Source organism: Paraflavitalea soli (assembly GCF_003555545.1).
Lineage (GTDB): Bacteria > Bacteroidota > Bacteroidia > Chitinophagales > Chitinophagaceae > Paraflavitalea > Paraflavitalea soli.
The window spans coordinates 3993369-4008986 of record NZ_CP032157.1 but is presented as its reverse complement, the minus strand read 5'-3'; the positions used below and the strand labels follow the sequence as shown (position 1 = coordinate 4008986).

The window sequence follows — 15618 nt, the reverse complement described above, 5'->3', positions numbered from 1 at the left end:
TATTTATTCTCCATGTAGATAATCATCAATATTTTCCAGCGCATCATCCTGGATAAATTCTTTGCAGGTGCAATATTCACCCAAAGGGCAGGAGGGAGGGTCATAACTGCACAGTTCAAAGGTGGTAAGAATGGTATTGTTGACCTCAGTCTTCATATCCAATGTACTGACCAGTAGCTGATACTTCTTGCTCAGCGGCACATCATCCGGAATATCGGTGTCCAGATTCCAGGTAAACATCATTTTGCTAAAGGCATAACACAACCTTTCCATTTGCAAGCTGCTCAACATATGGGCTGGTGGAAAGACCTCCTGCTTAAGACCACAGTAATACCCAAAAGTATACAAGGGGTCATTCTCCGGCCACCGATCATATTCTTCAGGGAAGTCTTCCACAAATTCAGGGTAAACATAGTTGAGTGTTGGCTGATCCGGCCGTTCGGCTTCCAGAATGTCTGACAAAAGGTGTGTTACATACGCTTCCATGCTGGTGAGCATTTAAATAGCCCTATAGGGATATACGAGAAATTCCGGTAAAGGATTTCCTGTATAATCACTTAGATTAAAGAAAGTTGCATAAAGTTCTAAATCTATGATTGCTTGTTGCAGATATAATTAAATTGTTAGATACACACCAGTGCATCGGGTTACAGCAGTTTTAAAACAAATAGAGGCTGCTAAGATCACAACATTACTACCAAACAGGCAGGACCGGTTTCTTGCTGCTCACTAAGGTAGGTATGAGTTTAATTAAATATATAATATTCTTGGAGAAATAGATCGCAGGGCTTGTGGTGCCCCGATAAAAGAAATGATAAGCTTGGTTGCACGTTATTACTTTGATCCTAAAAAAGCCGTCTACATTCTTTGATAAGAACTGTTTTCGGTTGACCAAGTGGTTCGGATGGGGTAAAAAAAAATCCCCGCCCAATAAAAGGCGGGGGTGCTCCCATTCATATGCGTTAACCATTAAACCTTATCCTATGGGTATAGATACGAACAATCATGCCTAAAGGATTTATAATATGTAAAAAAAGATCGTTTGTGAACTTATTGTGCATACCATAGCAGAAATGCACATTTATTTTAGTATTTTGAACTGATCCGGGCATGTTTTGGCCTGTTCCGGCATAGAAAAAAAACTACCTCAAACCTGCAACCAGTAAGGGCTCCCCAATCTGCATATAAACTGTAGAATCCCCTGCACAAATAATTTACTCAGTACACAGTCCCCAGCCATAACCTGCAAAAGTGCTACTCTTGTTGATCTTTTATTCATAGGCATCCGCAATAAAATTCATCAGTTGTCTATTCAATCATTTAGGTAGTGTATTTCTTTTCCCACTTTATATCATGTATTCTATACACCAAAGATTATATACCCCAACATAATTAGACTTGCCCTTACTAACGGTAGGCCTATACTTTAAGCTACCGGCCTGCACTAAAATAAAGAACCCCTCCCGTAACCGGGAAGGGGCTCTTTTGCTTGTCATGTCAGTGTACCTTCTTTAATATTATAATCGATAAAAAAGCGGATGGTCCATCGAAACAAAGACCTGTTGCCTTTTGCCTCGATGTCTTGCTACCTTTTACCTCAGGAATAACATTTCGCGGTATTTAGGCAGTGCCCAGTAGTCATCAGCTACCAGCAGTTCCAGCTTATCAACGCTGTAACGGATATCATCAAAGAACGCATCTTTTACTTGGCTTTGGTAAGCGATGGCCTTGGTACGGGAATCAGTCATGGCATTGGCTGTCTTTCGCGCCTGGATCATTTTTTCTACCAGGTCACTTACTTTGCTGATATGCTCAGAGATCTTCGCAACGATCTGCTTTTGGTTGGCATAAGCCTCTTCTTTCAGACCGATCTCTTTCAGACCCTTGATATTCTCGATCAATGTATTCTGATACTTGATAGCAGCAGGCAATACATGGCTGGTGCAAAGCTCACCCATGATACGGGCTTCGATCTGTACGCGCTTGATGTACTTCTCCAGCTCGATCTCATGACGTGCTTCCAGCTCAACGTGGTTCAATACGTTCAGTTGCTCAAACAGGTGCTTGGAGCTGTCAGTAACCATTGCATCCAGCGCCAGCGGCGTGGTACGTACATTGGGCAAACCGCGTCTTTCAGCTTCATGATGCCACTCATCGCTATAACCGTCACCTTCAAACAACACCTTCTCGCTGGCTACGATATACTCACGGATCACGTGCATGATGGCGATCTCTTTCTTCTCGCCTTTGTCGATCAGCGTATCTACATCTTTCTTGAATTGCTTCAGGGTAGCTGCCATGATGCTGTTCAGTGTGGTCATCGCGTTCGCGCAATTCGCACCGGAACCTACCGCACGGAACTCAAACTTATTACCGGTAAAGGCAAAAGGAGAAGTACGGTTACGGTCAGTATTGTCGAGCAGCAGTTCAGGAATGCTGCGGTGCAGATCCAGCTTCAGGATAGCTTCATCCTGCTCGTCAAACTTACCACCAACTCTTTCTTTCACATCAGCCAGCACCTTGCTCAGGTATTGACCAATGAATACAGAGATAATAGCAGGAGGAGCTTCATTAGCGCCCAGGCGGTGATCATTACCAGCAGAAGCGATAGATGCTCTTAAAATTTCAGAATAATCATGTACTGCCTTGATGGTATTAACAAAGAAGGTCAGGAACATCAGGTTCGTCTTCGGTGTTTTACCGGGAGCCAGCAGGTTTACACCTGTATCCGTAGCCATGCTCCAGTTATTGTGCTTACCGCTACCATTGATGCCGGCAAATGGCTTTTCATGAAACAGGGCGCGCAGTTTATGACGGCGGGCCACACGGTCCATGATGTCCATCAGCAGCGTGTTGTGGTCAACAGCTACACTCACCTCTTCAAAGATAGGAGCGCACTCAAACTGTGCAGGTGCTACTTCATTATGACGCGTACGTAAAGGAATACCTAGTTTGTAAGATTCAGTTTCATAATCACGCATGAAAGCATACACCCTTTCAGGAATAGACCCGAAATAGTGGTCTTCCAGCTGTTGGCCTTTCGCAGGCGCATGACCAAATACAGTACGGCCGCTCATCACTAGGTCAGGGCGGGCGTTGAACATAGCTTCGTCAACTATGAAATATTCTTGCTCCCAACCCAAAGTAGCAGTTACTTTGTTAATATTCTTATCGAAATAGTTGCACACCTCAACAGCCGATTTATTCAGGGCTTCCAGAGACTTCAGCAACGGTGCTTTATAATCCAGTGTTTCACCCGTATAAGAAACGAAGATCGTAGGGATACACAGCGTTTTACCTTCGCCGATCTCCATGATAAAGGGAGGGGAAGAAGGATCCCAGGCAGTGTAACCACGTGCTTCGAAAGTAGCACGGATACCACCGTTAGGGAAAGAAGATGCATCAGGTTCCTGTTGTATAAGCGCATCACCATCAAAGGTTTCGAGGGCACTGCCATCGCCTTTCAAAGTGAAGAAAGAGTCATGTTTTTCAGCAGTCGTACCTGTTAAAGGTTGGAACCAGTGTGTATAGTGAGTAACTCCTTTGCTTTCAGCCCATTGGCGTAAACCGGCAGAGATCTGGTTGGCCATAGCCCTGTCAATTTTCTTACCACCCTTGATAGACGTCAGCAGACTCTTATAAGCCTCATCACTTAAAAATTCACGGGCTGTTTTAAGAGTAAATACATTCTCCCCGAAGATGCCGGTAATTTTGGCAGACCCCTCAACGGCTGTACCGTTGGAATGTGTCAGGTCATTGATAGCTTTAAAGCGTAATGATTCCATTTCTTAATTTTTTGCGTGTTGTGCAAATAAACAATAAATGGAGTGGATAAAAAACTTTTTGGGTTCAATGTGCGTTTTTTTAAATAAAATGTGGGAAAAGCTATACTTCTATTGAATGAACCACTAAAAATTTCCCTAAAATCCTGCTTAAATTAAATATTTTTCTTTTTACTAATTTAACTCATTAACAACCCCTTAACGACGCCTGCCCGACCATGATAAATTAAAAGGGATCCGGATAACCAGTAAGGCCAATAAAAGCAGTTCCGGAATGATCTTATACCGCACAATAGCCCCTGGAAAAGGGGTGACATAACCTATAAAAAGATAGAGCGATAAGCTGAAGCACAACATGACCCATATCAGGGAACGGGATTGCTCAGAAGAATTGCCTTTTTTACCCCGCACCAGCACCAGGACCGCCAATCCCCAGAACAACAGCAGCTCCACCGCTGCCATCACCTGCAGCATCCCCCGGGCTTCCCACAAAAATGGGCGCAGGAAGGTATTACTCACCGCTTGCGGCAGTACTTTAATAAAACTGCCTGGGCCAGGCTCCAGCGGGGTGAGCGCAAACCGCGTATTGCCCTTCAGCGCCAGGAATTCCTGCTGGCGCTCAATCACTACCGAGGGTAGGTTAGGAACGCCAGGCACATAAGCACTGGTAAAAAAAAGCAGAATAGATATGCCATACACGATCCCCAATACGACCGGTGGACTTCGCCGATACCTTACAGCCACATACCAGCCGGCCAGCCCCGGCAGTAGTAGCAATACCATCACATCCCTCAATATAAGTATACCAGCCAGGCCAAGGCATATGTAGACCAGCGACTTCTTTTGAGCCAGGTACAGCCACTTCCAGGTTTGTAACAATAATAACGACAGGAACATTAGTAGCAACCCATCAGCCCGGATACCGCTTAACCAGAACACCACCGGTGGAAAGAAGAAGATTAGCAGCAGCAATACCTTTCTTTTTTGCGGAAACAACCCTGTCAGCAAGGTAAATAGCCAGTAATGCCCCCAGAAAGTAAAGAAGCTGAAAAAGACCGCATTCGTATAATAATTTCCCCGGCTCAGGATATTGAAAATGCCCAGGGACTTAGCGATCAGGCTATATTCCAGGTCCGCCAGGTACAGGCGGAATGCCAGCCAGCCGTTGCCATTCGCATTGCGCCAGGCCGTTGCGGGTGTGATCTCCCAAAAGAATTCACCGGGATCCTTCATCAATAGCGCGTGCTCATGCTGCCCGGCCACATTGAGCTGCCAGGTATCATCACCTCCATAATAATGCAGGAAAACATAACCATAGGCACAGGCCATTAATACCTTAAAACCAAAGCTGAGCAGCACTTCTGCTTTGGTAAAACCCGAAGCTGAATGCCGGGTGAGCCGGACAATCAGGAAAGTAAACAGTAAGAAAAATAGTAACGTAAAGATCATGGGCAAGATATCCTGTTTATGGCATTTGCAATCAAATCTATACATTTGATACAATATTTGCCAATGTCCCGAATCGCAGTGTCACATAAAAGTTGCATCGCCTTCGTATCCAACAGTGCCTGGTCGGTCTATAATTTCCGGCTGGATGTTATTAATAATCTCCTTACACAGGGGTATGAAGTGATCGTGATGGCGCCCGATGATGACTATTCTTCCCTGCTTCGTGAGAATGGCTGCCGTTTTGTGCCACTGAACTTCGACAACAAAACAAAAAATCCCTTTCACGACCTTTCTTTTTACAGGCAATTGAAGCAACTGTACCGGCGCCACAAGCCCGATTTCATTTTTCATTACGTAGCCAAACCCAATATTTATGGTTCACTGGCCGCTGCTGCCAACGATATCCCTTCTGTAGCTGTTATTACCGGGCTGGGGTATGCCTTTGCCAAAACTAACTGGCTCTACCAACTCATGCGTTTGCTGTATAAAAAGTCGCTGCGCAAAGCACGTGAGGTATGGTTCCTCAATAACGAGGATGCTCGTGTGTTTATTGATGAAAAAATAGTGAACATTGAAAAAGTGAAAGTGTTGCCAGGCGAAGGCATCAATACAAGTTACTTTGCTCCCTTCAGCACCCCCCGCAGCAGCAGTAAAACATTTACCTTTCTCATGAGTACCCGGTTGTTGAGAAGCAAGGGTATTGGTCTGTATGCTGATGCCGCCCGTATCCTGAAGAAGAAAAACTACGATGTACGTTTTGAGCTCATAGGCTTTTTTGAGAACCATCACCCCGATTCCATCAGTCACGAAGAACTTGCCCGCTGGGAAAAAGAAGGGCTGATCCATTATGGCGGTTTTGCCAAAGATGTGCGTCCCTTTCTGGTAAGGGCCGATTGTTTTGTATTCCCCTCTTTCTACAATGAAGGGATTCCCCGTTGCCTGATGGAGGCTGCCGCTATGGAATTACCTGTTATTACCTCCATGAACCGGGGATGCAAAGAAGTGGTGCTGAATAATTCTACCGGCTATATCTGTAACCGGCACGATCCTTTTGACCTGGCCGATAAAATGGAGAAAATGATCAACCTCTCACCCGAAGAACGGGCCCGGATGGGGAAAAATGGGCGCTCCCTTGTTATCCGGAAATTCAGCATCGATGTCATTATCGATGAATACACGGATACGCTTCAGCAAGACCTGCCGGATTAAGACTTGCCTTTGAGCTAAGTGTGATAGGTCTATTACCTGAGTGTTATAGGAGTGCGATATGCCAGAACCCTTCCGGAGCTATGCCGGAGATAGGGGAGATATAGGGCAGGTATATAGATGGAATACGGGTAATATCCGGGTAATGTATGGATAAGGTATGGGTGACATTCTCTGTACGTTCTCTGTAGGTTCCCTATAGCGCCCCTATAGTTTTCTCCATTTTCAGGAACTCCAGCACTCCCGAAGCGCGTATTTTCCGCTCCCAGGTCCAAAGCCGCATATCAGGACTTGAATAATTGAACCCGCAAATGCTTTCCCAGTCCATGGAGGACAGGTCGGGTGACAGAAAGAAATAATCACCTCCATATTGATGCTGAAAGTCCCGCACCCATTGATAATCTGTAGATACCACCGGCAGACCGCAGGCCAGATATTCCAGGAACTTAGTGGAAGTTTGTTGATTGAAGGGTTCCTTATCTGCAATGTAATTGATTCCAAACCGGGCTTTGTTTAAATAATGCCTGATCTCCCGGTGCTCAAAGGGGCCTTTGAATACAATATTCTCATGCGCCGCATATTGCGTCTGCAATCCTTCATAATGATGGCTGATCAGCAAAAGACTTCTGCCTTTCATGCTCCCCATACTGAAATGGTCTAATAATCGTTCCGGGTTGCGGGATTTGTCCAGGCTGCCCGCATATACAAAGTCATAGGCTTTCATCACCGGGCGGGTAGGAGAGAACAACCACTCAGGTGGGATGCCCATGTCACGGTAGCCAAAAGGCACTTTGTCCCGGAAGTTGAAGGTCTTCCGTACATATTCATTCAAAAACAACCGGAAGTCAGGCTGCGCATTAAACAGCGATTTACGCAGGTTCTTGAAATACCGGCCTGGCGGAAGCGATGCCGAAGCATATTCATGGATCTTAGCCACCCCGGCTCTGGGCTTCGAACCATCAAAACCCATCATCCGCCACTCTACTTCCGGCCGAAGCCTGTCCGTTTCCTCTTTGGTGATGGCAATACATTCAACTCCCAAATTCGTAAAGAAGCGTGTATATGCCTCAATTTCAGGAAGAAAAGCCTTATTACGATGTACAAACGCAATAGTCATAGTGGATAGTAAAACAACAATAAATGTACCCCTTTCCTGCCATCCCGGCTCCTTAAAATATCATGGGGAATAAAGTAGCCAATCTGTCAATCAGCCTTTTGTAGTCATTTTTAGAACGCCGGAACTTACTTTTTATCAACCTTTTACCAAAAGAATACCAAATCCTAAATCCGGAATCCGAAATCAATAGTACTTTTGCGGCACCATGGAAATAACAGTTAAAACAGCGCAGCAATTACGCCTCACTTCCGACGAATTTGAGCTTATTAAACAAAAACTTGGCCGCACTCCTAACTTCAATGAACTCTGTGCTTTCAGTGGCATGTGGAGCGAACATTGTAGTTATAAGAACTCTATTAAATGGTTAAAAACCTTGCCTCGCGAAGGCAAAAAAATGCTGGTTAAAGCCGGGGAAGAGAATGCCGGTCTGATGGACATTGGCGACGGTTTTGGCGTAGTATTTAAAATAGAATCACACAATCACCCCTCCGCCATCGAGCCCTTTCAGGGCGCCGCTACCGGGGTAGGGGGTATTCACCGCGATATTTTCACTATGGGCGCCCGTCCTGTGGCTTCCCTCAATTCTCTCCGTTTTGGCAACCTGAAAGATGCCAAAACCCAACACCTTCTTTCAGGCGTAGTACACGGCATTGGCCATTATGGTAACTGCTTTGGCGTACCTACTGTGGGTGGAGAGATATACTTTGAAGGCCGTTACCATACCAATCCCCTGGTAAACGCGATGAGCGTAGGGATTGTAAAAAATGGCGAGACCGTTTCCGCCACAGCAGAAGGTATTGGCAATCCGGTATTCTTTGTAGGGTCAGCAACCGGTAAAGATGGTATTGGCGGTGCTTCTTTTGCATCAGCTGATATTACTGCCGAAAGTACACAGGAGCTCCCGGCCGTTCAGGTGGGTGATCCTTTCCAGGAAAAGAAGCTCCTCGAAGCCTGCCTTGAAGTTATTCAAACCGGTGCCGTGGTAGGTATGCAGGATATGGGCGCTGCCGGTATCATTTGCTCTACTGCCGAAATGAGCGCCAAAGGTGGTGTAGGCATGCGCATCGACCTCGATAAAGTCCCTACCCGCCAGGCCAATATGAAAACATGGGAACTGTTGCTCAGCGAAAGCCAGGAACGTATGCTCATGGTTGTAGAAAAAGGGAAAGAAGAGGCTGTTAAAAAAGTATTTGAAAAGTGGGATCTCCCTTGCTCCAACATCGGTGAAGTAACCGGCGATGGCCTCCTGAAATTCTACATGCATGGTGTGCTTGAAGCCGAATTGCCTGCTGAAGAGCTGGTTTTGGGCGGCGGCGCTCCCCAGTATACACGCGAGTACAAAGAACCCGCATACATGGAAAAGATCAAGGCGTTCGATCCAGCTGCCATTAGCGTACCAGATGATCTCAAAGCTATAGCAGAAGAACTCGTTACAATTCCCAATATTGCTTCCAAGCGCTGGGTATATGTACAATACGATAGTATGGTAGGAGCAGGCAATGCTTCCACCAATCAACCCAGCGATGCAGCTGTTGTGATTGGTAAGCCTACCGGCAAAGGGCTCGCTTTAACGACCGACTGCAACAGCCGCTATGTATTTGCAGATCCTTATAAAGGAGCCATGATAGCCGTGGCCGAAGCTGCACGGAATATTGTTTGCAGTGGAGGTCAGCCCCTGGGCGTTACCAATTGCCTCAACTTTGGTAACCCTTATGATCCTGAGATCTATTATCAGTTTGTACATGCCATTAAAGGTATGGGCGAGGCCTGTACCAAATTCGATACCCCTGTTACAGGTGGCAACGTTAGCTTCTACAACCAAAATCCCGATGGTGCCGTATACCCTACACCAACCATTGGAATGGTAGGGCTGTTGGACAGTGTCAACGATAAAATGACCATGTATTTTAAAGCGGAAGGCGATGTCGTATTCCTGGTGGGTAAGGCCCGCGGCGATATCAATTCATCCGAATACCTGCACAAAATAAAAGGCGTAGAGTACAGCCCTGCTCCTTATTTCAATCTCGATGAAGAGTTTGCCCTGCAGCAAAAAATAGCCGAGCTCATCAAAGCTGGCGCTATCGAATCTGCTCATGATGTAAGCGAAGGCGGATTGTTTATCACCTTACTCGAATCAGGTTTCCATGGAAACCTCGGTGTGGATGTAGTAGCTTCCGATAGCGATATCCGTAAAGATGGTTATTGGTTTGGTGAGGCGCAGAGCAGGGTAGTGGTGAGCGTGAAGCCTGCTAAGGTAGCAGCGTTCCGTAAACTCCTGGGCGATCATCCTTTTGAAGAGCTTGGTTTTGTTACCAATGGTTCAATCGAAATAGATGGTATGAACTGGGGTAATATCATATCCTGGAAAGAGAAGTATGATACTGCCATCGAAAACCTGCTGGCAGGCACAGCTTCCGAACAGGCCCTGAGTGCATTATAATAATGAATCATCAGCAGTAGTGCCTTCTGGCGTCTATTGCTTTATCGCAATGCAGGTCAAGCGTGTATTTAGCCCCATAGGGGCTACCGCTTTGTAGCATTATATTGATAAAAGTGAACAAATGAACAAAGCATCAACCATAGTAGTAACCGGAGCAGCAGGATTTATAGGTAGTTGCCTGGCAGGTTTTTTAAATGAGCATGGATTCAACAACCTGATCCTGGTAGATGAATTCAGCCGTATAGACAAAGTGCCCAACCTCGAAGGCAAGACGTATAAAGAGAAAGTGGAGCGTGATCTTTTCTTTGAATGGTTAGATCAACAGTCAGCACCCGTTGATTTCATTTTCCATATAGGTGCCCGTACCGATACCACCGAGTTTGATTATGCAGTACACCAGAAACTCAATGTGGAGTATTCTCAAAAAGTGTGGAATTATTGCGTACAACGCCAGGTGCCCTTGGTATATGCATCATCTGCTGCTACCTATGGTGCTGGCGAATTGGGCTATAATGATGATCACGAAGTGCCGTATCAGCTCAAGCCTCTGAACCCCTATGGTGTGTCGAAGAATGAATTTGATAAATGGGCTTTGCAGCAGTCAGCACAACCTCCTTTCTGGGCAGGCCTGAAATTCTTCAATGTATACGGTCCCAATGAATACCACAAGGGTCGTATGGCCAGTGTGATATGGCATTCCTTCAACCAGATCCGAAAAGATGGCCTGGTAAAACTGTTCAAATCACACCGACCTGACTTCAAAGATGGTCAGCAATTACGTGATTTTGTGTATGTGAAAGATGTACTCAATGTTTGCTACTGGCTCATGGAGCAATACATTGTCCGCCATCAAACAAAGGTGACCAATGGCCTGTATAACTTAGGTACTGGTAAGGCCCGCAGCTTTGACGACCTTGTAAAGTCGACCTACGCCGGCCTCGACAAGGCGCCCAATATCCAGTACATCGACATGCCCGAAGACATTCGTGATAAATACCAGTATTTTACCGAAGCCAATATGCACAAGCTCGTCCAGGCTGGTTATTCCAAACCTTTTTATTCCCTGGAAGCCGGGGTAGATGATTATGTGCGCAACTACCTGGCTGTTGGTAAGTACTATTGATTCCAAACTCTTTTCCCATGAACAATAAGATTGCCATCATAGGAGGCGGAAACCTTGGCACCGCCATTGCAGAAGGATTGATCAATAGTGGTTTTTCAAAACCTGAGCATATCCTCATTACCAAACGCAATGTCAAAACCTTGCACGCACTCGAGCAGAAAGGGGTATTGGTGGGTGATGACAATGTAGAAGCCGTACGGTTTGCCAACCTCGTTATCCTGGCTGTAAAACCCTTCCAGGTCAATGATGTGCTGGGCAAACTCAAAGAGGCTCTCGATCCGGCAAAGCACGTATTGATCTCTGTGGTAACCGGCATTACTATTGAGCAGCTGTTGAAAGCGGCAGGTAAAAAAGTTCCCGTTATCAGGGCTATGCCCAATACCGCCATTGCCATCCAGGAAAGCATGACCTGCCTGGCAGCCCATGAAGTCAACAAAGAACAGGTAAGCTACACAGAAGATCTTTTCAACCAGCTCGGCAGGGTAGTGTGGATTGACGAAAAACTCATGGATGCAGCTACCGTATTAGGCGCCTGTGGTACGGCTTATGCCATGCGTTACATCAGGGCCAATATACAAGGCGGTATTGAGATTGGTTTTGATGCAGCTACTGCCACACTTATTGCAGCACAAACTGTAAAAGGGGCAGCAGAATTATTGCTGAAGAAAGGTACCCACCCCGAACAGGAAATTGATAAGGTGACCACTCCCAAGGGATGTACCATCGCCGGTCTCAATGAAATGGAGCACCAGGGATTCAGCTCATCACTTATTAAAGGTATCGTAGCGAGCTACGATAAAATAGCGAAGGATTAATAAAACTTCCCGTTCTCCATATCAACCTGGAAGGCTCGTAAGTTTACCAGTCGCTTTTCATACTGTGTAAATTCTGTAACGCCTGCTGAAGCAATCATCATGGGCAATCCGGCTCCCGGTAAAATGGGCATGCGGGGAGCCCTGAACTCCATGGCAGCCGTGCCATAGAATTCCCAGGTCTTTTCCTGGTTGTACAAGGGAAAGAAGTTAGAGCCCATTCTGATAAAGACAGTTTCCCCATCACTGAATCCCCATACATTCCTTTTAGGATAAACCACCCCGTCAGGTGCTTTCACATAGATAATATCGGCAAGGGATTCAAACCGCACTTCATAATCTGTACAGGAGGGACGTCCGTTCTTGAATTCATCAAAAGAAACATATACTCCCTTTGCAGGCTTGGGGAAAGCAGTGGTGGCCACTGCAAGGTTATTGAACGCATCGACAGATGCCTGATCCAGCTTCCTTTTCTGTATTACTTTCGCAAAATCCGTCCGGTCAAGTACCTGCAGCGCATTCAATAGGGTAGTGCTGATAAACCCGCCAGAGGTGTAGCCATTATTTTTCCGGGCATAAGTCACCGAATCAAACCGGTAAATGGGATAATAGGCATCCTGTGATTGGAGATATATTTCCGTTTTCAGGTAGAGCCAGGCATTCCGCACATGCGTATTGTGCAAACTCAATTCTGCAGAATCGAATTCCGACAACCATAATTTCTTGATATAGATCACCAGGCGATTATTGGACCCAGGCGTAAAGCTTTGCTGAAAATGATCCGTCAGAAAGGCCGTAAGCTCATCGGCTGTATTCGTGGCAAACCGGTATTTGTAAGAATGCCTGTCTTTCGTAGAGCGATAGAAACCCAGTTTCGTTGTATCCGGACGGATATCCCTGATCTCGATCCCCGAAAAAGGAAGTAATGAAGGGTGGTCATTCTTAACAGCCACCGGATAAATAACCTTATACCTGCTTTTATTGGAAGGCGAGAGCGCTGTTGATACTTTGGTTTGGGAGAAGCTGCTTGCATAAGCCATCAAGCACCCAATAAGAAAAAATACACGCCTGTTCATGCGGAAAAATTAAGCAGTTAATTAATGAAATGAGTGGTGGGCTCATTCACAGGCTATGATTTTGAACAATATTATATAAGGGGATCAATCAACAGGGGTAGCTGGGGCTATCTGCAACTAAAGTACAGAAAACTTACTGAAAACCCTCTTTTGCCCGGCCTCAGATACTTAAATATAATACAGGCCATAGATATCTGCGGTATCATGCAAATGCGTCCCATAATAGCCATTTGTTATTCGTAAAAATATCGCTGCCAACCGCGTATTCATACGAATATGTCAATAAAAACCGCCTCCAGACTTGCATATGAAATAAAAAATGCCTTCCTTCGTTTAAGAATTACTTTAATTCCCAGATCCAATTTTACTATGAAAAGTGAGAGGTTTACTTTATTCGTCTTACTGGTGGAAGTTGTGGCAATAGGTTTTTTGCATACCGCAAAAAGTACCCGGCCCCAGGCATTACCACCCCAAACTACTGTTACTGCTGAAAAAAAGCAGCCCGCCCAGACTACCTGGCAATGGAATAATAATTTTACCCTTATTCGACTAAAATAGCACCTCGGCCCCTTACAATTTTGTAACATTTCCCAGTTTTTCCACATTACTATTTTGTGATTTTTATCAGCCAGAAAATTGCTGTATCTTTGCATGACCTTCAGGAAATAGTATTCCCCTAACGTGGTTTTCCGCTGGTCATAACCGGACTGGTACAATAATCAAGCAAAAAGTAGTACGCCAGATAATGCAGACATCGAAGTAACCCTGTTCCATCCATTTGGCAGGGACCACCAACGATGTGTGTATGGCTTATTGTTTTATACCTGATCCTATAGCCATGTTCAACGCTTAACATTGTAAACTGATTTAACCATATATTATGGCCAAGTACATATTTGTTACAGGAGGCGTAACTTCTTCATTAGGAAAAGGGATTATTGCCGCATCATTAGCTAAGCTATTGCAGGCAAGAGGATTAAGGGTAACTATTCAGAAGTTTGACCCCTACATCAACGTTGATCCGGGTACACTTAACCCCTACGAGCACGGTGAGTGCTATGTAACGGAAGATGGAGCAGAGACAGACCTGGATTTAGGACACTATGAGCGTTTCCTGAACATCTTTACCACACAGGCCAACAATGTAACTACAGGCCGTATCTATCAGACAGTTATTAACAAAGAACGCGAAGGCGCCTTCCTCGGAAAGACCGTGCAGGTAATCCCGCACATCACCGACGAGATCAAGCGCAGAATGCTCGCACTGGGCAAAAACAATGAATACGACGTTATTATCACTGAGTTAGGTGGTACCGTAGGTGACATTGAAAGCCTGCCTTTCATTGAGGCCCTGCGTCAGTTGCAATGGGAGTTGCCCGAGGAAGATACTGTGGTAGTACACCTCACCCTCATTCCTTATTTGAAGGCTGCTAAAGAATTGAAAACCAAGCCTACCCAGCACAGTGTGAAAATGCTGAGCCAGGAAGGTGTGCACCCCGATATCATCGTTTGCAGAACCGAAAGACCCCTGTCGCCCGATCTGCGCCGCAAAATTGCCCTCTTCTGTAATGTGAAACAGGAGGCTGTAATAGAAGCAGCCGATGCGCCTACCATTTATGAAGTGCCCCTGGCCATGATGCGCGAAAAGCTGGACCTCATTTGCATGAAAAAGCTCAACATCACCCTGCAAAATGAGCCAGACCTCCATCGCTGGAAAGAGTTCCTCGATAAGCTGAAATACCCCAAGAGCCAGGTTACCATTGGCCTGATTGGAAAATATATTGAACTGCAGGATGCCTATAAATCCATCCTCGAAGCCTTTGTGCATGCAGGCGCCATTAACGAATGCAAGGTGCAGGTAGTCAATGTACACAGTGAATTCATTACCGATGATAATGTAGCCGAAAAACTGGCCAACCTGGATGGCTTGCTGGTGGCCCCTGGCTTTGGACACCGCGGTGTGGAAGGAAAGATCGTCGCTGTCAAATATGCTCGCGAAAACAACCTGCCATTTTTTGGTATTTGTCTGGGCATGCAGATGTCGGTTATTGAATATGCACGTGATATCCTGGGATTGCCTAAGGCCCATTCTACGGAAATGGACCTCAATACCCCCGATCCTGTTATTGACCTGATGGAAGAGCAGAAGAAGGTTACCGCCAAAGGTGGTACCATGCGTCTCGGTTCCTATACCTGCCATACCCTCGAAGGCAGTCTTGCCCGCCGGATCTATGGCCGGGAGGTTATTACGGAACGCCACAGGCATCGCTGGGAGTTTAATAATCAATATCTTACGCGATTTGAAGAAGCCGGCATGATAGCCAGTGGCAAGAATCCCGAAAGCGGCCTGGTAGAGATCGTAGAGCTGCCCCGCCATCCATTCTTTATTGGTGTGCAATACCATCCTGAATTAAAAAGCACCGTAGAGAATCCCCATCCTTTATTTGTACACTTTATTAAAGCCGCCAAGGAATACGCCGACCAGAAAAGCGCCGTCAAAAATCCTTTGCTGCAAAGTGAAATGATATAACAAAAACCGCAGCTTTCACGCGGCCCGTTGAATAATAGCTACTTACTATTATGCAACGGGCCGTAATATTTTGTGCCTTTTTC

The 15618-nt window shown here is 45.8% G+C and carries 10 protein-coding genes; 5 read left to right on the top strand and 5 right to left on the bottom strand.

Annotation, left to right across the window (positions count from 1 at the left end; translation table 11 throughout):
- Positions 1-3 precede the first annotated feature (3 nt).
- The 3 genes from D3H65_RS14825 to D3H65_RS14810 form a co-directional block, all read right to left on the bottom strand.
- Positions 4-486: a hypothetical protein gene (locus tag D3H65_RS14825; RefSeq protein WP_162915635.1), complete on the bottom strand. Its 483-nt coding sequence runs from the start codon at positions 484-486 to the stop codon at positions 4-6.
- A 1106-nt stretch (positions 487-1592) separates the two neighbouring features.
- The gene (locus tag D3H65_RS14815) at positions 1593-3785 is read right to left on the bottom strand and encodes a glutamine synthetase III family protein (RefSeq protein ID WP_119051054.1); all 2193 of its coding nucleotides are present in this window, start codon (positions 3783-3785) and stop codon (positions 1593-1595) included.
- Positions 3786-3980: 195 nt separating this feature from the next.
- Entirely contained in the window at positions 3981-5231 is a 1251-nt protein-coding gene (locus D3H65_RS14810; RefSeq protein WP_119051053.1) for a hypothetical protein, read from the bottom strand.
- 63 nt (positions 5232-5294) lie between these two features.
- Between D3H65_RS14810 and D3H65_RS14805 the strand changes: the two genes are divergently transcribed.
- Complete coding sequence (locus tag D3H65_RS14805) at positions 5295-6440, top strand: glycosyltransferase family 4 protein (RefSeq protein ID WP_162915634.1); 1146 nt, start codon at positions 5295-5297, stop codon at positions 6438-6440.
- A 193-nt stretch (positions 6441-6633) separates the two neighbouring features.
- Here D3H65_RS14805 and D3H65_RS14800 read toward each other — a convergent pair whose 3' ends face one another.
- Positions 6634-7554: a glycosyltransferase gene (locus tag D3H65_RS14800; RefSeq protein WP_119051051.1), complete on the bottom strand. Its 921-nt coding sequence runs from the start codon at positions 7552-7554 to the stop codon at positions 6634-6636.
- A 205-nt stretch (positions 7555-7759) separates the two neighbouring features.
- Here D3H65_RS14800 and purL point away from each other — a divergent pair, with 205 nt between their 5' ends.
- The 3 genes from purL to proC all read left to right on the top strand — a co-directional run bounded on the left by purL (position 7760) and on the right by proC (position 11932).
- The gene (purL, locus tag D3H65_RS14795) at positions 7760-9994 is read left to right on the top strand and encodes a phosphoribosylformylglycinamidine synthase subunit PurL (RefSeq protein WP_119051050.1); all 2235 of its coding nucleotides are present in this window, start codon (positions 7760-7762) and stop codon (positions 9992-9994) included.
- A gap of 121 nt (positions 9995-10115) precedes the next feature.
- Positions 10116-11117 (top strand): ADP-glyceromanno-heptose 6-epimerase, encoded by a 1002-nt coding sequence (gene rfaD, locus D3H65_RS14790; protein ID WP_119051049.1) that lies wholly within the window; start codon positions 10116-10118, stop codon positions 11115-11117.
- 17 nt (positions 11118-11134) lie between these two features.
- Positions 11135-11932, top strand: coding sequence for a pyrroline-5-carboxylate reductase (proC, locus tag D3H65_RS14785; protein WP_119051048.1), 798 nt, complete (start codon positions 11135-11137; stop codon positions 11930-11932).
- On the opposite strand, the gene D3H65_RS14780 is transcribed toward proC, so the two are convergent.
- Complete coding sequence (locus D3H65_RS14780; RefSeq protein WP_119051047.1) at positions 11929-12969, bottom strand: hypothetical protein; 1041 nt, start codon at positions 12967-12969, stop codon at positions 11929-11931. The two genes, proC and D3H65_RS14780, sit on opposite strands and share 4 nt — an antisense overlap.
- A gap of 916 nt (positions 12970-13885) precedes the next feature.
- On the opposite strand from D3H65_RS14780, the gene D3H65_RS14770 reads away from it, so the two are divergent.
- On the top strand, positions 13886-15535 hold the full coding sequence (locus tag D3H65_RS14770; protein WP_119051045.1) for a CTP synthase: 1650 nt from the start codon (positions 13886-13888) through the stop codon (positions 15533-15535).
- Positions 15536-15618 lie beyond the last annotated feature (83 nt).

What these genes read in the sequence shown, in the direction of transcription:
- D3H65_RS14815 (WP_119051054.1), bottom strand. Translation starts at nt 3,785, where the DNA reads ATGGAATCATTACGCTTTAAAGCTATCAATGACCTGACACATTCCAAC.
- D3H65_RS14780 (WP_119051047.1), bottom strand. Translation starts at nt 12,969, where the DNA reads ATGGCTTATGCAAGCAGCTTCTCCCAAACCAAAGTATCAACAGCGCTC.
- D3H65_RS14805 (WP_162915634.1), top strand. Translation starts at nt 5,295, where the DNA reads ATGTCCCGAATCGCAGTGTCACATAAAAGTTGCATCGCCTTCGTATCC.
- proC (WP_119051048.1), top strand. Translation starts at nt 11,135, where the DNA reads ATGAACAATAAGATTGCCATCATAGGAGGCGGAAACCTTGGCACCGCC.
- D3H65_RS14810 (WP_119051053.1), bottom strand. Translation starts at nt 5,231, where the DNA reads ATGATCTTTACGTTACTATTTTTCTTACTGTTTACTTTCCTGATTGTC.
- D3H65_RS14800 (WP_119051051.1), bottom strand. Translation starts at nt 7,554, where the DNA reads ATGACTATTGCGTTTGTACATCGTAATAAGGCTTTTCTTCCTGAAATT.
- D3H65_RS14770 (WP_119051045.1), top strand. Translation starts at nt 13,886, where the DNA reads ATGGCCAAGTACATATTTGTTACAGGAGGCGTAACTTCTTCATTAGGA.
- purL (WP_119051050.1), top strand. Translation starts at nt 7,760, where the DNA reads ATGGAAATAACAGTTAAAACAGCGCAGCAATTACGCCTCACTTCCGAC.
- D3H65_RS14825 (WP_162915635.1), bottom strand. Translation starts at nt 486, where the DNA reads ATGGAAGCGTATGTAACACACCTTTTGTCAGACATTCTGGAAGCCGAA.
- rfaD (WP_119051049.1), top strand. Translation starts at nt 10,116, where the DNA reads ATGAACAAAGCATCAACCATAGTAGTAACCGGAGCAGCAGGATTTATA.